We start from the raw sequence: 15,614 nt of genomic DNA, 5'->3' as shown, positions 1-15,614 counted from the left end.
TCAATCTACCGGACTGAGGGAGGGGCCTTCGGCGTACCCCCAATTGGTGATGACTTCGCGCGTCATTGCGGAAAAGCGTGTAATAGTGTGATCCTCGGACAGCGCCTCGCGCTCATAGGCTTCGATCCATGCAGGATCACGCCGATTGGGTGCATTGGCCGCTGAATCTGCCATGCCGCGTGCCACCTTCGCGTACCATTCTGCGCGCGACCGAGTATAATAGTGATTAAGGCAAATGCCTGTGTGCGCACGAATTGGCATAATGGCGTAATCACCGGCGTTCACATCGATTTCCTGATTGTACTCATCGACGACGCGTCCATTCACCCAAAAGCTGTGCGGCGACCGGGCACGCACATAATCCCCCATCCGCACGATCGTCTTTACGTGCTGATGGATCGGATTGAAGTCTTCAAAGCGCTTGGTGTAAGCCTCAATCAGCAAACCCGACGGTGGCGTATCGTGGCCATTGGGGCCGTAGTTCATCCACTGGACTGCAACAGCAGAAGCGTCTTCGAACCCGCCGAGAAACGAGGTGATCGATTCAAATCCGTAAGGATTGATGAACTCATCGGCATCGATGAATGCTGTCCAGGTCCAGTTCGCGCCATAGCGGTCAGCAAAGTCATCATAGGCTTCAAGCTGCCCGGGATTGATTGGCCAGGGAATGATTTCGACAATGCCTTGCGCCACCAGAGGCTGCAGCAATTCGCCTACATGGTCTGTACTGCGATTATCATAAAGGTAGAATTTCTCCACGCCCAGAGCATGGTGATAAGCCAGCCACTCGACGATGTTGGTCGCCTCGTTTTTCATGATCGCGCAAACCGCAAGGAACCCGCAGCCTGGCCGCTCTCTGCGCCCGAAGTACTGCGGAGCCCGTGCCATTTTTCCCGGCGCCACCCGCGGCGCGTCCGTATCGCCAAGTTCCCATGGCCACTGCTGGCGCGGTGGATAGGCCAGCGCAAAGTCTGGCCGGTCCAGTGAATGGTTCGGTGAAAAAAACGGATCCTCATCGAGCGTCTTGCCCCAGCGCCTCCGCATCCACTCCGCTTCGCGATCCAGGCGTTCGCGCTTGATTTTGGAGGCATCGCTGCCCCGTGAACGCGATTCCTTGTGAAGCAACCGGATGGACGGATCGCACAGGACCCGTTTGCCTATCCGCCGCACTTTCAGGCACAGATCGACATCGTTGTAAGCGACAGCCAGTTCCTCTTCAAAGCCGCCCACGGCATCGAACATGTCCTTGCTCACAAACAGGCATGCCGCCGTAGCAGCACTAAATTCCTGGATCATGCAAGGCTTGCTGAAATAGCCATAACCGTCCGCCGGCTGGAACAGATGCACTCCACCGGCGACACGGTGGCCGTACATCCCGGTGACCAGGCCAAAATGCTGAATAGCCCCGTCCGGATACAGCAACTTGCCGCCTACTGCCCCTACGTCGTCCATCGCCAGCAATCCGCGGGCGCGGTCAATCCAGCCAGGCGCCAAAACCTCTGTGTCATTGTTGAGGAAGCACAAGATTTCGCCGGTTGCTGCCGCTGCGGCCTGGTTGTTGATAGCGGAAAAGTTGAACGGCCCGGGCGTCCGGGCGACACGCAGCTGCACCTGCTTGTAGAGCGAAGGCGCCTCTTCGAGAAATGCCAAAGTGGCCGCGTCGTCACTGTCGTTATCGGCGATCAAAATCTCGACGTTGGCCGGGCACCGCTCCACAATCGAGTCGATACAGGATCGCAGGAGTTCCAGACCGTTTCTTGTCGGAATTATGATGCTGACCGGCGTCGCATATTCGCGCCTCGGCGTGATCGCGCTGTTTCCGGGAGCGTGCCCGGCGACCGACTGCAACGGCATGCGTGTGCGCTCGAAATGACCATTGATCGAATTGCGCGCGGCAAGTTCAGCATAGTCCTTCTGGTTTGCGCTGATGGCCGTGGAGCCGGGCACCTGGCGCCAATGATAGAGCACATGCGGGATATGGATGATCTGCGCCGGATCTATGCGCTCGGACGCCCTCAGGAACAGGTCGTAGTCCTGGCTTCCTTCCAGGCCCATGCGAAAGCCGCCGACATCGGTCAGAAGCTGGCGATCATAGATGCCCAGATGGCTAACCATGTTGTGCCCGAACATCAGGTATTCGTTATAGGCACTTTTGAAATAGGGATCGAACCGTTCACCCGTGAGGCTTATCTTGTCCTCGTCGCTGAACAGGATCTTCGCATCAGGGAAGCGATTGATATAAGCCGCCACCACAAACAGCGCATAGGGCGGAATCAGATCGTCATGATCGACGAGCACAACGAAATCGCCGCTAGCCAGATCAAGCGCGCTGTTAGAAGCCGCTGAAATATGTCCGTTCAGCGTCCGGCGAACCCAACGAACTGCCGGATAGCGGTCTGCATATTCCCTGAGAATCTTAGCAACTTCCGCTTTGCTGCTGCAATCGTCGGCGATGCAAATCTCGAAATCAGGATAATTCTGGCCCAGCATCGCGTCGAGCACTTCGCGCAGTAGGTGCGGTGGCGTGTTATAGACCGGCATGACGAACGAAAACGTCGGCCGCCAAGTCATTTCGCCGATCATCACCTTCATTCGCTCGTATTCCTCCACGCCCGGATTAGCGTAGCGAAAGCACCAGTGGGCATAGTCCCGCCCACGATCCGATGATGTCGGCAAGAAGCCCTGCAGCACCGCAAAGTCGTCGGCGGTCAGCGGACTGTGCGCGAAGAAGGCGCCAAAGCAGCGCCGCATTTCTTCGGGGGCAGTGCGATTGTAGTCATACGTCCACACGACGTCTTCTGCACTGACGCGCTCAACCAGCATGTCGAGGTCGCTAATGCCACTGACCTCTATGCGCTTGATGGAAATGCCACCCTGCGGCAACTCGGTCGGGTCCCAGCGGACCTGGCGGATCGCAGCCGGTGCAGCAAGGAACAGTGTCAGACTGCACCTTTCGCCCTCAGGATAAATTACGTCAAGGCGATCCTCTTCGCGAAACCCTTTACCGGTATCGAGGTAAAGTACCCCGGCAGGACACGAGAAGGCCCCGACCCGATCGAATTCAATCTCGATCACTGCGACAGGCGCTGCACGCACCTCGGCGGACAGTTCCAGTTTGATGCGCGGATCGAATCCGAAAACCACGCCGCCAGTTGCACGATCGGAATGAAGGCCCCAGCCTTCGCTTACCCGCGCGCCCTTGGTTACGCGTTGCAGCGCCTTTTCGGTCGCCGCATCACGCGTATCCAGTTCCTGCATAAAGCGCTGCCGCACGTCCTCAGGCAACCAGCCACCGCGCAATTCAGCCATGGCATATCCGCCGCGAACCTGCCGCGCACTTTTCACATAATAGCGCGCTGCATCCTCAAGCCGACCCTGCAGCTTGCTCAGGTGGCCAAGATTAAGCAGCAAGTCTGCATCGTCGGGACGCAGCTTCAATGCTTGTGCATAGGCTGCTTCGGCCGCCTGGAGCGCTCCCGCCTCCTTGCGCATATGGCCCAACTGAACCCGGATACCGAAATCTTCCGGATTGTGTACAAGATAAGCCTCGTAATGGTCCGCTGCCACTGCCCAAGCGCGGCTGTCGCGTGCCTCGTCCCCGCGGGCACGGCAATCCATCGCTTGCCTTCGCGATGCACGGCCCAATTTGACCATTAGCGTGTTCTTCATGCCGTTTCCGATTTCCCGAGCCATGCTCTCTCGATTTCCAATTTTTACCTGCGGACGGCCAGTCCGAACGGTACGATCGCTGCTGGTGCAACGTCTGTTCCGCGACCGGATGGGAATCCGAGTTGGGCAACCGTTGCCCCATGACCGATCAAACTCAATGCCAGGCGTTCGATCTCGAAACGTGCCAACACGCAACGTCCCGCATCAGCCTCGACAGCTGGATGCGCATGAAAATCAAACACGAGTATGACGATGCCACCGCTCAGAACACGCCGCATTGCGGCTTTTACGAAGGCTGAAAACCCGCCAAAACTGTCAAAATACGCGCTTCCGTCCAGGCAGATCAGAAAATCGAAATGGCCACTGCCACGCAAGGTCAGCGCTGGATCAGCCACTTCCTCGATTGTGCGCGCCGCCATCAGGCAATCTTGCGTATGCAGCAGGTTTTCCAGCCCGTCGGGCAAGGCACCCAAGGCCACGCCTGATGCACCGACGCCCAGGAAACCAAACCGCTCCAACACCTGGAGCACGTAGACCTGCCGCCAGTGCGTCAATAGGTCTCCATCCGCGTCATGGCCGGCCACCAGCTGAGGCCAACCCATCATCAATTCATCGCTTTGGACCTGAGCCAGCGTGCAGGCCTGCGATCCAGGCATAGACAACGACGATGGACGGTCCGCTACCAATGAGGCGACTGCCTCGGGCAGAACGGCCTTGAAGGCTATCTCGGGCGCCTGAGCGTCGCCATAATCTTCTGCACTCTCTCCGCCGCACTCTTCCGCCTCGATATCGATCGCTGTCGCGCGCAAATCCGCTGCTTCGGTATAGTGCCCAAAGACTGCATAATGAACGCCGGGAATAGCTGAGATCCGGACTGTCAATTCCAGAACATCCTGCCCAATATCGACGAGCGAAAGCCGCGTGCCGGCCACGAGCTTGATCCCCAGATCAGGATTGTCCGGGCGATAACCATGGACTCGCACTTCCAACTCACCGCGGGTCGAATGCGCATCGAGAATGCGGATATGGAACAGCACCACCCCGGGTAGATATTCGAAATAGTTAGAGTGAAAACAATAGTTTGGATTCGGGCTGCGCGATTTGCCGCCCAACCCGGGAATGGCCGACGCGTGGTCGCGAAAATAAACGAACGGTTCGACCACCCTTCTGACGGCCGGTCTTGGATCTTCGGGGGGGGTCATCTCCGGAACACCAGCATGACATCTTCGTCAGATGGCAGATTGCATGCCTCATCCAGGAGCAAGGGCACAATGCCATCGACATCATCGATGCGCGCCATGCTAAAGCCGTGGTCGAGGATCTGGCGCAGAAAGCCAATGCCCTCTGGATAGCGCGACAGCCGGACTTCAATCACAATGGTACGCAACCGCCCGCCATCAAGAAGACCGTCCATCCCGTTCCAGATCCATTGCTCCGAACCCTCGGCATCTATTTTGAGAAACTCAATGTTCCGCCACTCGGGCCTGCTGTCCAGCCGTTGACCCTGCATCAGCACCGATCCGGTCAGTTCCTCGCCGTCGAATGGTCTGGCATAAGCGTTCTTCGGTTCGTCCGTGGGCATGAGAAACGAAACCACGAGGTCATTCTCGGCACACAAGACGACCTCGCAAACCTCAATGCGCTCAGCAAGGCCGCTAAGCTTGGCACTACGCTCAAGCCGGAATGCCATTTGCGGGTTGGGTTCGAAGGCAAAGACCTTGCCATCCGGCCCGGCCAAGTCTGCCATGAGCAGCGTGAAATAACCGAGGTTGGCGCCCACATCGCCGGCGACCATCCCTGGCTCGATCAATTGCGCGACAGCCTCCGTCGTCGCCATTTCCCAAAAGCCGTCGAGAATCAGGTGAGGCGAAAGCCCGTGATCGTTTGGGTCGACGTACATCTTGTAACGCCCGAGAACCCTGCACAGAACGCGCAGAATACCAAAGTAGTCACCAAGATAGGTGCTCATGCACAGACTGCGACACAAGCGTTCGTTGCGCGCGCGCAGATGGGGACGCAAGTCGCTCAACGCAAAGGCAGGCACTGCCGCCCCCGCCCCATCCACGCCCGGATCTTTCTTCGTCTCCATGGACTTGCGGCCGAACAAGGGCATTAAATCAGCAGCCTGACAGCGTCATCATTGCGTCAGCGCCTTGGCCGTCACGAAAGGCGAGAACAACTGGTTGATGATCGAGATGAACTTGGTCGGCGGATTGGACGCCGAATTGGCGAAGTACAGCACGTCCTTGTCGTGAACCGCAAATTGGGAGGCCACAAAATAGCTGCCCGCCTGCATCATATCCAGACGGTAGATGACCGGCTTCGGTTCCGTCCCCGTCCCATTTTCCCACCGGAAGAGAAATACGCCACGCGGGTTGGCGCGGCTGTCCGAAGGCCCGCCGGCCCGCGCAATTGCCTCCAACAGGTTTACCTTGTCTGCACCGAATGGCACTTGCGACACTCGATCTGCCGCGCCGAAGACAGTGAAGGTGCGCGGGCGGCGAAGCAATTCAAGCTGGTCACCCGCAGCCAGATAAGCATCGTCCGCGGACCCTGCCTTGATATCACTCAGGCGCATTTCGACAGTGCGTTCCTGCCTGGTCAATCGCACGACGATGTCTTCAGGGTCGGCAGCGATACCGCCCGCAACAGCTATCATGTCGCGGACTCTTTCGCGTGCCACAGTCAGGGGATAGCGACCACTGTGGGCCACTGCCCCCATCACGCTGACTGCGCTCTTTACGCTGCTGACAACAGAGACGACCGCCTGCGGGCTTTGCGACAGGCCGCTAAGCCGCTGCTCGATCTTCTGCGCAATTTCCCTGGGCGTGAGGCCAACGACGGCAAGGGTGCCAACATATGGCAGGTCTATGACACCCTGGTCGTCCACCCGTACGCCAGCGATCGTCTGCCCACCTGCAGTAGGCGTTCCAGCCTGCGCCAGCGACGTGGCCTGGGGACCAAATAGCGTCACACCCACTTCGAAGATCGTGACGCTCAGGACGTCGCTCGGATAGACTACTTCCGGCCTGTAGGCGCTGCCATCGCCCGGCAACATCGCGAAGGGGCTAGGAGAAATTTCGGGGTCGCCCCCCGCATCCGCCACAAGACTCACATCGAGCGGCACCAGCTCCGGATGAACGCCGACGCTGCCGTCTTTCACGGAACGTTCCAACTGCCCGACAGTGGGACCATTGTTTGGCAGAGCAGCGCACCCCGCTAGCATCGTCGCGCAAACCAACGGCAAAAGGCGAAGGGTGCGCGCAGCCACGGCACCGCCCCGGAAAAGGTCGTTCGGAAAGCGAGAAATCATAAAATCCTCAAACTTGCACAGATCTGAAATTCCGCAATCCACAGCGCGCGTCTGCCAAAATAGGGCAGGAACAACAAGATCGTTTTTTTGGAACAAAACCAAGACCGCCCCTCAAGGCAAGACTAATTAACACCCCGGCAAGAGCCAACACATCAAGTCGAAATCTCACGGTCATCCGGCGCCCAGAGTGGTCGAATACAAGTGCTCCAGCCGTCCCTGATAATTCTCTTCCGAGAACAACTCCGCCTGTTGAACGCCAGCGTTTCGCAACGACTGAACAAGCAGAGGATTGTCATCGATCTGCCGGATGGCTGCAGCGATATCCCGCACATCATAGGGATCGACCATCAGCCCGGCGTCTCCCGCGACTTCCGGCAACGAACTAACATTTGAAGTGATCACCGGAGTGCCCAATTGGATCGCCTCGAGCACCGGCAAGCCAAATCCTTCGTAAAGCGACGGGAAGATAACCGCCTTGGCATTGCGGATCATTCGGCACAGCAGAGCGCGCGGCATGTAATCCAGCTGGACAATTCGCCCGCTCGCCTGATGCCCGTACACCCTGACGCCCGACGCCAGCGCGTTGCGCTCACCCGCCATGCCCCAGTCACGCGCACCCACGATAACCAGGGGAGATTGCGAATGGCTCGTCAGATAAGCCTCAATGATCCGCGGCAGATTCTTTTTGGGATCAAGAGCTCCGAAGAACAGGAAATAGCTCTTGGGCTCCAGCGAAAACAGCCCCTGTATCATCGACGCGTCTTCGGAAGGGTCGGTCTGGGAGACCTCGTCCGGCACGGGGCTCGATTGGTAGGTGTTGACCACCTTGTCCGCAGGTACGTTGAAGGTTTCCATGATATCGCGCCGGCTGGCCTCGGAGACCGTGCAAATCCGGTCTCCGGCCGCCAGGCAGCCACTGATAATCCGTCTGTAGATGTCCTTTTCATCCAGCGTGGCATAGGGCATCCGCAACGGAACAAGATCGTGCAAGGTATAGATATTCTTGGCACCGACCATGCGCACGGGCACTGGATACGTCCAATGCATGACCTGAGGCGGGTCCGGCATCGACACTTTCAGGAACGAGCGGGTCACGCGGAAATGCACGTCCGCGGCCTGGAACAGCAATGCCGATGTAAAGATGCGATCAAAATTGGGCAATCGATCCGCGAAGGCCCGCTTCTCGACCCGGTCAGTAAGCGGGACTTCCTGCAGCCGTACTCCCGCAAGCGCACGCGCCGCCGCAGCGGCCACGGCCTTGGGCCTGACCGGCATCTCCCGGCCAAGCAGATCGAAGAATGCTACCTCGCGCCCCTCCTCGACACGGCCAGCATCCAGGCCAAACACACCGTCCAACGGATGGCCACCAGCCTTGACGGCTCGAGCCAGGTTCATCCCGTAATTAGCGACCCCGGTGCCCTTGGGCATGGCAAGATTAAAGCCGTCGATTCCGATCCGGATCGTTTCAGGACTGAATATCCGGCTAGCTGTCATCCCGCTCTCTGCAATTGGCACACCGGCGCTCTAATCAAGCTGGCACAAGCAAGCAAGTGGTCTGCCGTTCACTTGAGCCACTTCGTTTGGATGGCCTTGCCAGCATTGTGCAAAAGCCTCGGATTGCGATACACGCCCGGCTGTGCAACAGGCAATCGAGCAGATTTACCAGAAACCTGCCTGTTACAATGATAACGGTGAATTGCCCGATGATTGCGTTCGAAGACGTTTCAAAAGTCTACCATCTTCGCGGGATGAACAAGACCGTTTTCAGCAATGTCTCGTTCCAGATCCCCAGAGGCGACAGCATCGGCATCTGCGGGGCAAACGGTGCAGGCAAATCCACATTGATGCGGCTGATTTCAGGTGTCGAACATCCGACGACCGGCACTGTGCACAAGTCAATGTCCACGTCGTGGCCGATTGGTTACGCGAGCAGTTTCGACGGCAAGCTGACCGGCGCCGACAACGTCCGCTTCATAGCGCGAATTTACCAGCACGACGAGCAGGCGGTCCTGGATTACGTCGAGGATTTCGCGCAGCTAGGGCCATTCTTCCATCAGCCCGTAATGACATATTCCGCCGGTATGACCGCTCGCCTTGCCTTCGGCGCTTCTCTGGCGATCCGTTTTGACTGCTATCTGATCGACGAAGTGACGGCTGCTGGCGATGCGCGTTTTCGCCAGCGCTGCGAAGATGCGCTCAACGAACGCCGCCAGAACGGAACGATCATCATGATCTCACACGACCCCTACACGCTCCAGCATTACTGCAAGCGGGGCGCTGTGCTTTTTGGCGGCAATCTAACCTTCTACGACACCGTGGCCGAAGCGTGTGAAGTGCACCACGCACTGCAGATGCGTGCCATCTAACGGATCACGGACCTTTCCCATGTTTTCGGTTCGCCCGCGATTGCGTACCCTGCTCGCCCGGGCTCACAGCGCCGCAGACGCTGGCGATTGGCAGGGCGCAGTTGACGCCTATTCAGCCATCCTCCGTCGCAATCCCGGGAGGGCGGATCTTCGAATACAGCTCGGCCACGCCTTCAAGGAAATGCACTGCATCGCCGACGCAGAGGACGCCTATCGCCGCGCTGCCGAGGATGCTCCGGACGACCCGGATGCACCATTCCATCTGGGACTGCTCCAGATGTCACGCGGTGCACCGGACGCCGCCCTTGCCGCACTTGAAAGCGCGCTTTCCCGCGACCCACTGCACGAAGGGGCATTCGACGCGCTATGGAATTCGCGCTTGCTACCGGATCTGCCGCCCTCACTGCTGGCTCGCATCCGGCAGGCTCTGCGCGCCGATGTGGCAGATCGAGAAGCAGCACTGGCACGCCAGAACAGACGAAAACAGGCGGCTGAACGTCATGGCCTTTCCGATTATGCCTCGTTTCGCCCCGCCATGACCATCCCGGCACCAACGCCACCTGCCGGAACCGGCCCGGTTTTGATACAGGTCGATGGCATTTCCGCTGCACCTTCCTTCGTGCGAATGACGCTGGAAAGCCTGCTGGCATCCACACACAGTGATTGGCAGGTGATTGTCCATGTGGATGACAAAGGGATGGAGCATCCCGTCGCCAGCCTCGCCACCGTTGATCCGCGCATCACTTTCATTTCAGCTCATGATCAGGGGCGTGCCCCCCTACAATCAGCGGCCATATCGGCATATCTCACTGCAGGCACCTGGCTGGACCCGGAGGCATTAGGCTGGATTATTCATACCTTCTCGACGACGGAGGCCCAGGCTGCCACGTGCGACTGGGACTGGTGCAGCCACGCTTGGGACAAGGACCTCAGTCACGCCGCACCTGAGGTGCACGGGGTCTTCGATATGGATCGCCTTGCCGCATCCCCTGTGCCTCCCCCGCTGATCGCGTTGCGCAACGCCAGCAGGGACGGCCCGCTCGCCTGCGAAGACCGTCGCCGCATACTGCTTTCGCTCGGTGTGGGGGCGCGGATCGCACACATCCCTCTGCCTCTTGCTGCCATCGGGAGCATCGCCGAACGAGCCAAAATCGCCCCGAAAAATGGCGAGGACATGCCAATTTGGTCACAACCCCGCGATGGTGCCGAGCCTGGTAGCGGCAATTTGGCTGACGCCCCTCTGTGCGTGACATACCGCCCCGGCCGGCCGCCCCTTACGCAGGGCGCCTTTGCCACAGGCCGTGATCCAATCCGGGTCATCATACCGACGCGCGATTGCGCCGTTCAGCTAAACCTGGCGATTGACACGCTCGTCCAGTCAGCCAGCCAACCTGAACTGCTCTCGTTCACCATTATCGACAACCGCAGCGCCGAACCCCAGACACAAGTCCTGCTGGGCCAACTGGCGTCACGCACCGGCTTCGCCGTGTTGCATTGCGATACGCCGTTCAACTGGGCTGCGCTCAACGATCTGGCGGCAGGGCAAAGCGGCGAACCGATTCTTGTTCTGGCCAACAACGATATCGAAATGCTCTCGGAGGGGTGGGACGATCGCCTTCGCATACAGTTGCAACGGCAAGATGTGGGCATCGTGGGCGCCCGCCTGCTCTACCCTGATCGCAGTATCCAGCATGCCGGCATGATCTTCGGTTTCAACGAAGGCGCACCAATTCACGATGGTGTAGGCACAGGACTGTCGAACGCTGCCACTGACCCGCGCTTCGACCATTGCCATGCGTGCAGTTCGGTGACCGGTGCGTTTCTGGCAATCCGCAAAGATCTCTACGTGCAAGCGGGCGGTCTGGATCCGGTTCGATTTATCGTCGCCTACAATGATGTCGATCTGTGCCTGGCCGTGCGCGCCTTGGGCCGCACAGTGCTCTATGATCCGGGAATTGAACTGATCCACCATGAATCACTGACCCGCGGCGTCAACGACAACAGGAAGAAGGTGGCCTGGGATCAGGAGGAATTGCGGGCTCTTTACCACAAGTGGGGAGAGGCCATACGCGACGAACCCGGGATCAGCCCCTGGTGGGCTCGCGATGCTGTGTACCAGGCATTCCGTCCGCTCGAAAAAGCGCAAATCATCGATTACATCGCCCGCAGCGCGGACCGGCCTTGGACGCCACGGCCCGGAATTACGGCAGCGGGGGCTCCTCTACGGCCAAAGCACGGGCTGTCTTGATAGCCTGCTGCGCACACATGACCATCATGACTGCCGCGAACACCAGCATGATCAAATCGAAAACCGTCAGCATATAAATCCCAACCTGATACCTCGGTATCGGCATCAGAGCAGCACTTGCAGTGCACGCCATGATCACCAGACGGATCTCGGTAGGGCCGACGCCGTTGAAAGTAATCCGGAATACGCCTGTGGCGATGCAGTTAGCCATCGAAAAGATAACGAGCACATAATAGGCCAGAAGTACGGCCATTGCACAAGTAAGGTCGGCATATGGCGACAAACCAATACCGATCGCTATCAGCGCCATTGCCAGGGTGTCCGTCATATGATCGATGAAGAAGCCATACCTGGGCCGCTCTGCGTTGCGGTGCCTGGCTAGTGAACCATCGAGACTGTCACCGAGCCAGTTGATTGCGAGACCGCCAATCGCCACCCATAACCATCCGGCATCGCTGGCCGAGGCCCAGTAGCCACAAAGCGAAACTGCCGCTCCCGCCACACCAAGAGAAGTCAGCATATCCGAAGTTACCCATCCCGGCATCCGCTGACAGAGAACGCCAATCAGCGGTTTTTCGAACCGGCCGGTAATCGCCTCGTTTATTCTGATCATCGCAACTCCTGTTGGATGGCTGCCATAACAGCTTGCCCCACCATTGGCGTGGGCAGAGGCTGCGAATTTTGCAAGTGGTTTCTCTGGCCGGTGCTGTCTGCCCTCAAAAGGGCATGGAAGGATATCCGCGGTCAGACGCGGCGGCACTTCCCGGCTGAGGACGATATCCGCATCGTGCTCGACGGATGGCCGGGCGAGGACAGCTTTGCCGAACTGTGCGATAGCGTTTTCAGACCTCTTGGGAGGGCGGCTGGAGCGGGTAGCGGGAGACTGCCAGACCTCGGAGCCGAGTTTCGGGGTGGGGTTCGATTCCGGTTCTGGTTCCACCTCAATGGGTTGGGGTTCCGCGTGATGCGATTCCGGTAGCGGGAACTGAACCGGGGACGGTTCGCTGGATGCTTGGCCGGGGCATTTAGGGGTGGTGCCGGATGATGTCAGACCGTTGGCATCGACGATCTTCGGAGCGTTCTTGTCGATCATTTCGGCAGCGTCTCACAGATCGGACTTTCGTCAATCGGCTAGCGACGCTTTTCAGATCGTGGATCAGTGAATGGTATGCGGCGTCAGGCCGCAATTATCGTCGAGAAACGTTTCGATGCCCTCGTCCTCAAGCACATGCTGGAAGGCAGCAAAGGCTTCCTCTTCCGTATCGAAGAGGTCTGTCCAGACGATAGAGGTGCCGGACTCGTTGATGACTTCGAGGGTCCATTCGGTCTCGTCTTCGAGCCGGAAGATTGAGACATCGACGGTGATGCCCTTCTCGGAGACGATCCGGGAGAGATCAGAAACTACGATGTTGGGGTCCTCATCGTCCATGTCGGTGCTCCTTGAGCTTAGATCATAGCTCAAGGTGACAGGTCGTGCATGTGCTATGGTGACTCGGTTGAAGGGGAGGCTTGATGATCATGGCTGACGATCAGAACCACGAACGTGATGAAGTGCGTCGCCTGCCATCGGGGGAGCCTGTTCCGACGCTTGGCAAGGAACGCTTCGAGCAACTTCGAGCAGCGGTGAAGAAAAAGAAAGAGGAGGAGGAGCGTCAGCGCGAGCACCATTTTGGCCAATACGACGATGACTGCCCGTTGTGTCGTGGTGAGCCGTTGCCGCCGGAATATCTTGCGCAACTTCAATACGAGATCGAGCACGAACTCGTAGACGGTGACTTTTATGAGTGGCTGAATGGCTTGGCCGAGCCTAATCAGGCAGCCTGATCCAGCTTCACCTTAATCCGGTGCACCGTGCCGACGCCGACGCGCAGCTTCCGCGCAGTCTCATTGATCGAAGTCCCGCGAAGCAGGGCGCGTTCGATCTTAGCAACCTTGTCCGGATCGAGGCGCGGACGACCAGCTTTCTTCTCACTGCGGGCAAGACCAGCCATGATCCGGCTGCGGATCATCTCGCGCTCGAAGTCGGCGAACACCGACAGCATGCCGAACATCGCGCGTCCACTTGGGGTTGATGTGTCGAGAGCCTGCTGGTGCAGGTAGAGATCGACACCCTTCGCATTGATCTCGGTGAGGAAGCCGACGAGATTTTGCAGTGAGCGTCCGAGGCGATCCACTGCCCAACTCGCCACCATGTCGATCTCACGGCGGGCTACTGCCTTCATCAAGGCATCGTAGCCGGGACGCTGATCCCGTCCCTTTGCACCACTGATGCCGAGGTCGGTGAACTCTGCGACGACTTCCCAGCTATTCCGCTGGGCGACGGCGAGGAGTTCGAGGCGCTGGTTCTCGGTGGTTTGCTGATCGGTTGAGACCCGGGTGTAGAGGGCGATGCGCTTCATCGCATGTATTATACATCGACTCCGGCGATTATTGAACAAAATATAATCGGAATGTGCGATCAATCATCGCCTTTGAAGTCATCCCAGTTGAGTTGGAGTTGGTCGCCCTTCACCTTGGGGAGCGCCTTGCGGTCGATCATCTTACCCTGCACTTCGAAGTCGGCATCGATCTTCACGATCAGCACCTTGCTGAAGTTGCGCTTGAGATTGAGGGTGACGATGTTGTTGCTCTTGAAGGGCGTGATGGTCTTCACTTCCACAAGGTCGTTGCCGAGCCTGCCATCCGACCCTTGCGCGTAGTTGCGGTGGAGTTTGATCCCGTAGGTGATCGCCCCGTAGAGTTCGCCGAGGTCGCCATAGACTTGGAGGTGGCGTCCGGTGAGGAGGTGATAGTGCTGGGCCGTTGACAGCAGCTCTTCGAAGACTGGAACCAGTTCGATGTCGGCGTTGGGATATTGGGCTTCCAACTCCAACCGTTCGAGGTGCGAGTTGATCTCAGTCCAAGTGATCCATTCGCCATCGTCATAGATGGCGTTGTCGTCATTCCACATATCTGTTGGGCCGTGCATCATAGTGGCCGGACATTAGTCCTTCGCCAGTTAACGGCCATCCCTAAATCAAACATATCTGGAATGGCAAAATCCGGACGGTCAGATTGACGGTTTTCCGGGCCGTTTGAGAGGCCTTTGGGGGGGGGGGGAGGGTTATGGAATGGGTGTCCGTTCGCCGATCTAGCCGGGTCGGGCGCCCTAACGGTCGCCTTTTCCTTCATAGACATGGGAACGAGGCAATGACCTGCCTTCATCTTGGTCCACCTCGAAAAAACGACATCTTCACAAAAACGAACCCGGCGAAATCGCCGGCATCGCTTGTGATGTCGGGATTTCTCCAAGGGTTCGGAAGAGCGCTTCTGGGCGCAGCCCCGCTGCGCTGAAACGCCCACCCTTCCATTATGACGGGCATGGTTACCCAGATTTAGCAGCGGGCCCAAGGCCCGCATCCAAATCTATCTGACCATAGGCAAGGTCGTGGCAACTCGTGACCAAACTTCGCTCCGCCGCAAGCGACGTATCGAAGTTCAGTCTCTCGCTGCCAGACCTGCTTTGAAAGAGCTGAATTGAACACGTCGTGTCCGTCGTAATTCTTACTTCTTTTGGAGAAATAGAGCGGACACATCCAAATAGACTGGCGAACGGACGAAATAATATTGCGCGCGCCATATAACAAGTTATATAAGGAGACATCAAATTAACAACACAGGAGTTGCATGAAAATACACATTGATGAATCCCCCGCTGGTAGCGGGAAAACATATAGGCAAATCGAAGGTATCACTGCGAATAAAGGTAGGACTTTATTCATTGTCGAGCGCATTGAGCGTTTCTCTGAACTTCAGCGGGACATCGAACGGGAAGCCGCCAAGCGGGGCACCCGGCCCATCATCGTCCAGATCAGTAGTCAGGATGATGCGTGGCGAAGCTCGGTCAGTCGCCGGATCGAGGAACTGCCGGAGGACTACCGCAACTACGATCACGTAATCGTCCTCGCTACTCACGCCGCCATGTTGCGCAGCGACTGAAGCGCCCCGGGTTTTCCGGAGGCTCCAATTTGTGAGCAGG

The 15,614-nt window shown here is 58.1% G+C and carries 13 protein-coding genes; 3 read left to right on the top strand and 10 right to left on the bottom strand.

The genetic code is table 11. The annotated features are described in order from the left end of the window. The 5 genes from MTR64_RS18720 to MTR64_RS18700 all read right to left on the bottom strand — a co-directional run bounded on the left by MTR64_RS18720 (position 1) and on the right by MTR64_RS18700 (position 8,476). Positions 1 to 3,693, bottom strand: a complete 3,693-nt coding sequence (locus MTR64_RS18720) for a glycosyltransferase family 2 protein (protein ID WP_243996031.1) — start codon at positions 3,691 to 3,693, stop codon at positions 1 to 3. A 20-nt stretch (positions 3,694 to 3,713) separates the two neighbouring features. Beyond that, positions 3,714 to 4,871, bottom strand: coding sequence for a hypothetical protein (locus MTR64_RS18715; RefSeq protein ID WP_243996030.1), 1,158 nt, complete (start codon positions 4,869 to 4,871; stop codon positions 3,714 to 3,716). Further along, positions 4,868 to 5,758 carry an FkbM family methyltransferase gene (locus tag MTR64_RS18710; protein ID WP_243996029.1) on the bottom strand — a complete coding sequence of 297 codons (891 nt, stop codon included), beginning with the start codon at positions 5,756 to 5,758 and terminating at the stop codon, positions 4,868 to 4,870. Before MTR64_RS18710 ends, MTR64_RS18715 begins: the two co-directional genes overlap by 4 nt. Before the next feature lie 48 nt (positions 5,759 to 5,806). After that, complete coding sequence (locus MTR64_RS18705) at positions 5,807 to 6,832, bottom strand: polysaccharide biosynthesis/export family protein (protein WP_243996028.1); 1,026 nt, start codon at positions 6,830 to 6,832, stop codon at positions 5,807 to 5,809. Positions 6,833 to 7,153: 321 nt separating this feature from the next. After that, the gene (locus MTR64_RS18700; RefSeq protein ID WP_243996027.1) at positions 7,154 to 8,476 is read right to left on the bottom strand and encodes a glycosyltransferase family 4 protein; all 1,323 of its coding nucleotides are present in this window, start codon (positions 8,474 to 8,476) and stop codon (positions 7,154 to 7,156) included. A gap of 209 nt (positions 8,477 to 8,685) precedes the next feature. On the opposite strand from MTR64_RS18700, the gene MTR64_RS18695 reads away from it, so the two are divergent. Together MTR64_RS18695 and MTR64_RS18690 are read left to right on the top strand one after the other, a co-directional pair. After that, positions 8,686 to 9,348, top strand: a complete 663-nt coding sequence (locus MTR64_RS18695) for an ABC transporter ATP-binding protein (RefSeq protein WP_243996026.1) — start codon at positions 8,686 to 8,688, stop codon at positions 9,346 to 9,348. Positions 9,349 to 9,367: 19 nt separating this feature from the next. Further along, the gene (locus MTR64_RS18690) at positions 9,368 to 11,596 is read left to right on the top strand and encodes a tetratricopeptide repeat protein (protein WP_243996025.1); all 2,229 of its coding nucleotides are present in this window, start codon (positions 9,368 to 9,370) and stop codon (positions 11,594 to 11,596) included. On the opposite strand, the gene MTR64_RS18685 is transcribed toward MTR64_RS18690, so the two are convergent. After that, the gene (locus MTR64_RS18685) at positions 11,550 to 12,116 is read right to left on the bottom strand and encodes a CDP-alcohol phosphatidyltransferase family protein (protein WP_243996084.1); all 567 of its coding nucleotides are present in this window, start codon (positions 12,114 to 12,116) and stop codon (positions 11,550 to 11,552) included. The genes MTR64_RS18690 and MTR64_RS18685 overlap by 47 nt on opposite strands. A 636-nt stretch (positions 12,117 to 12,752) precedes the next feature. Beyond that, a complete protein-coding gene (locus MTR64_RS18680; protein ID WP_243996024.1) occupies positions 12,753 to 13,025 on the bottom strand; it encodes a hypothetical protein in 273 nt (90 codons plus the stop codon). 83 nt (positions 13,026 to 13,108) lie between these two features. Here MTR64_RS18680 and MTR64_RS18675 point away from each other — a divergent pair, with 83 nt between their 5' ends. Then, complete coding sequence (locus MTR64_RS18675) at positions 13,109 to 13,420, top strand: hypothetical protein (RefSeq protein WP_243996023.1); 312 nt, start codon at positions 13,109 to 13,111, stop codon at positions 13,418 to 13,420. On the opposite strand, the gene MTR64_RS18670 is transcribed toward MTR64_RS18675, so the two are convergent. The 3 genes from MTR64_RS18670 to MTR64_RS18660 all read right to left on the bottom strand — a co-directional run. Beyond that, positions 13,408 to 13,995, bottom strand: a complete 588-nt coding sequence (locus tag MTR64_RS18670) for a recombinase family protein (protein WP_243996022.1) — start codon at positions 13,993 to 13,995, stop codon at positions 13,408 to 13,410. The two genes, MTR64_RS18675 and MTR64_RS18670, sit on opposite strands and share 13 nt — an antisense overlap. 59 nt (positions 13,996 to 14,054) lie before the next feature. After that, positions 14,055 to 14,564: a hypothetical protein gene (locus MTR64_RS18665; RefSeq protein ID WP_243996021.1), complete on the bottom strand. Its 510-nt coding sequence runs from the start codon at positions 14,562 to 14,564 to the stop codon at positions 14,055 to 14,057. Positions 14,565 to 15,349: 785 nt separating this feature from the next. After that, positions 15,350 to 15,614, bottom strand: a 265-nt coding sequence (locus MTR64_RS18660) for a hypothetical protein (protein WP_243996020.1), incomplete at its 5' end; no start/stop codon positions are given.

It is taken from the genome of Novosphingobium album (ex Hu et al. 2023), from assembly GCF_022832385.1.
GTDB classification, from domain to species: domain Bacteria; phylum Pseudomonadota; class Alphaproteobacteria; order Sphingomonadales; family Sphingomonadaceae; genus Novosphingobium; species Novosphingobium album.
The sequence above is the reverse complement of the archived record's forward strand: the minus strand, read 5'-3'. Positions and strand labels throughout refer to the sequence as shown.

What these genes read in the sequence shown, in the direction of transcription:
- MTR64_RS18720 (WP_243996031.1), bottom strand. Translation starts at nt 3,693, where the DNA reads ATGGCTCGGGAAATCGGAAACGGCATGAAGAACACGCTAATGGTCAAA.
- MTR64_RS18715 (WP_243996030.1), bottom strand. Translation starts at nt 4,871, where the DNA reads ATGACCCCCCCCGAAGATCCAAGACCGGCCGTCAGAAGGGTGGTCGAA.
- MTR64_RS18710 (WP_243996029.1), bottom strand. Translation starts at nt 5,758, where the DNA reads ATGGAGACGAAGAAAGATCCGGGCGTGGATGGGGCGGGGGCGGCAGTG.
- MTR64_RS18700 (WP_243996027.1), bottom strand. Translation starts at nt 8,476, where the DNA reads ATGACAGCTAGCCGGATATTCAGTCCTGAAACGATCCGGATCGGAATC.
- MTR64_RS18695 (WP_243996026.1), top strand. Translation starts at nt 8,686, where the DNA reads ATGATTGCGTTCGAAGACGTTTCAAAAGTCTACCATCTTCGCGGGATG.
- MTR64_RS18690 (WP_243996025.1), top strand. Translation starts at nt 9,368, where the DNA reads ATGTTTTCGGTTCGCCCGCGATTGCGTACCCTGCTCGCCCGGGCTCAC.
- MTR64_RS18685 (WP_243996084.1), bottom strand. Translation starts at nt 12,116, where the DNA reads ATGCTGACTTCTCTTGGTGTGGCGGGAGCGGCAGTTTCGCTTTGTGGC.
- MTR64_RS18680 (WP_243996024.1), bottom strand. Translation starts at nt 13,025, where the DNA reads ATGGACGATGAGGACCCCAACATCGTAGTTTCTGATCTCTCCCGGATC.
- MTR64_RS18675 (WP_243996023.1), top strand. Translation starts at nt 13,109, where the DNA reads ATGATCATGGCTGACGATCAGAACCACGAACGTGATGAAGTGCGTCGC.
- MTR64_RS18670 (WP_243996022.1), bottom strand. Translation starts at nt 13,995, where the DNA reads ATGAAGCGCATCGCCCTCTACACCCGGGTCTCAACCGATCAGCAAACC.
- MTR64_RS18665 (WP_243996021.1), bottom strand. Translation starts at nt 14,564, where the DNA reads ATGCACGGCCCAACAGATATGTGGAATGACGACAACGCCATCTATGAC.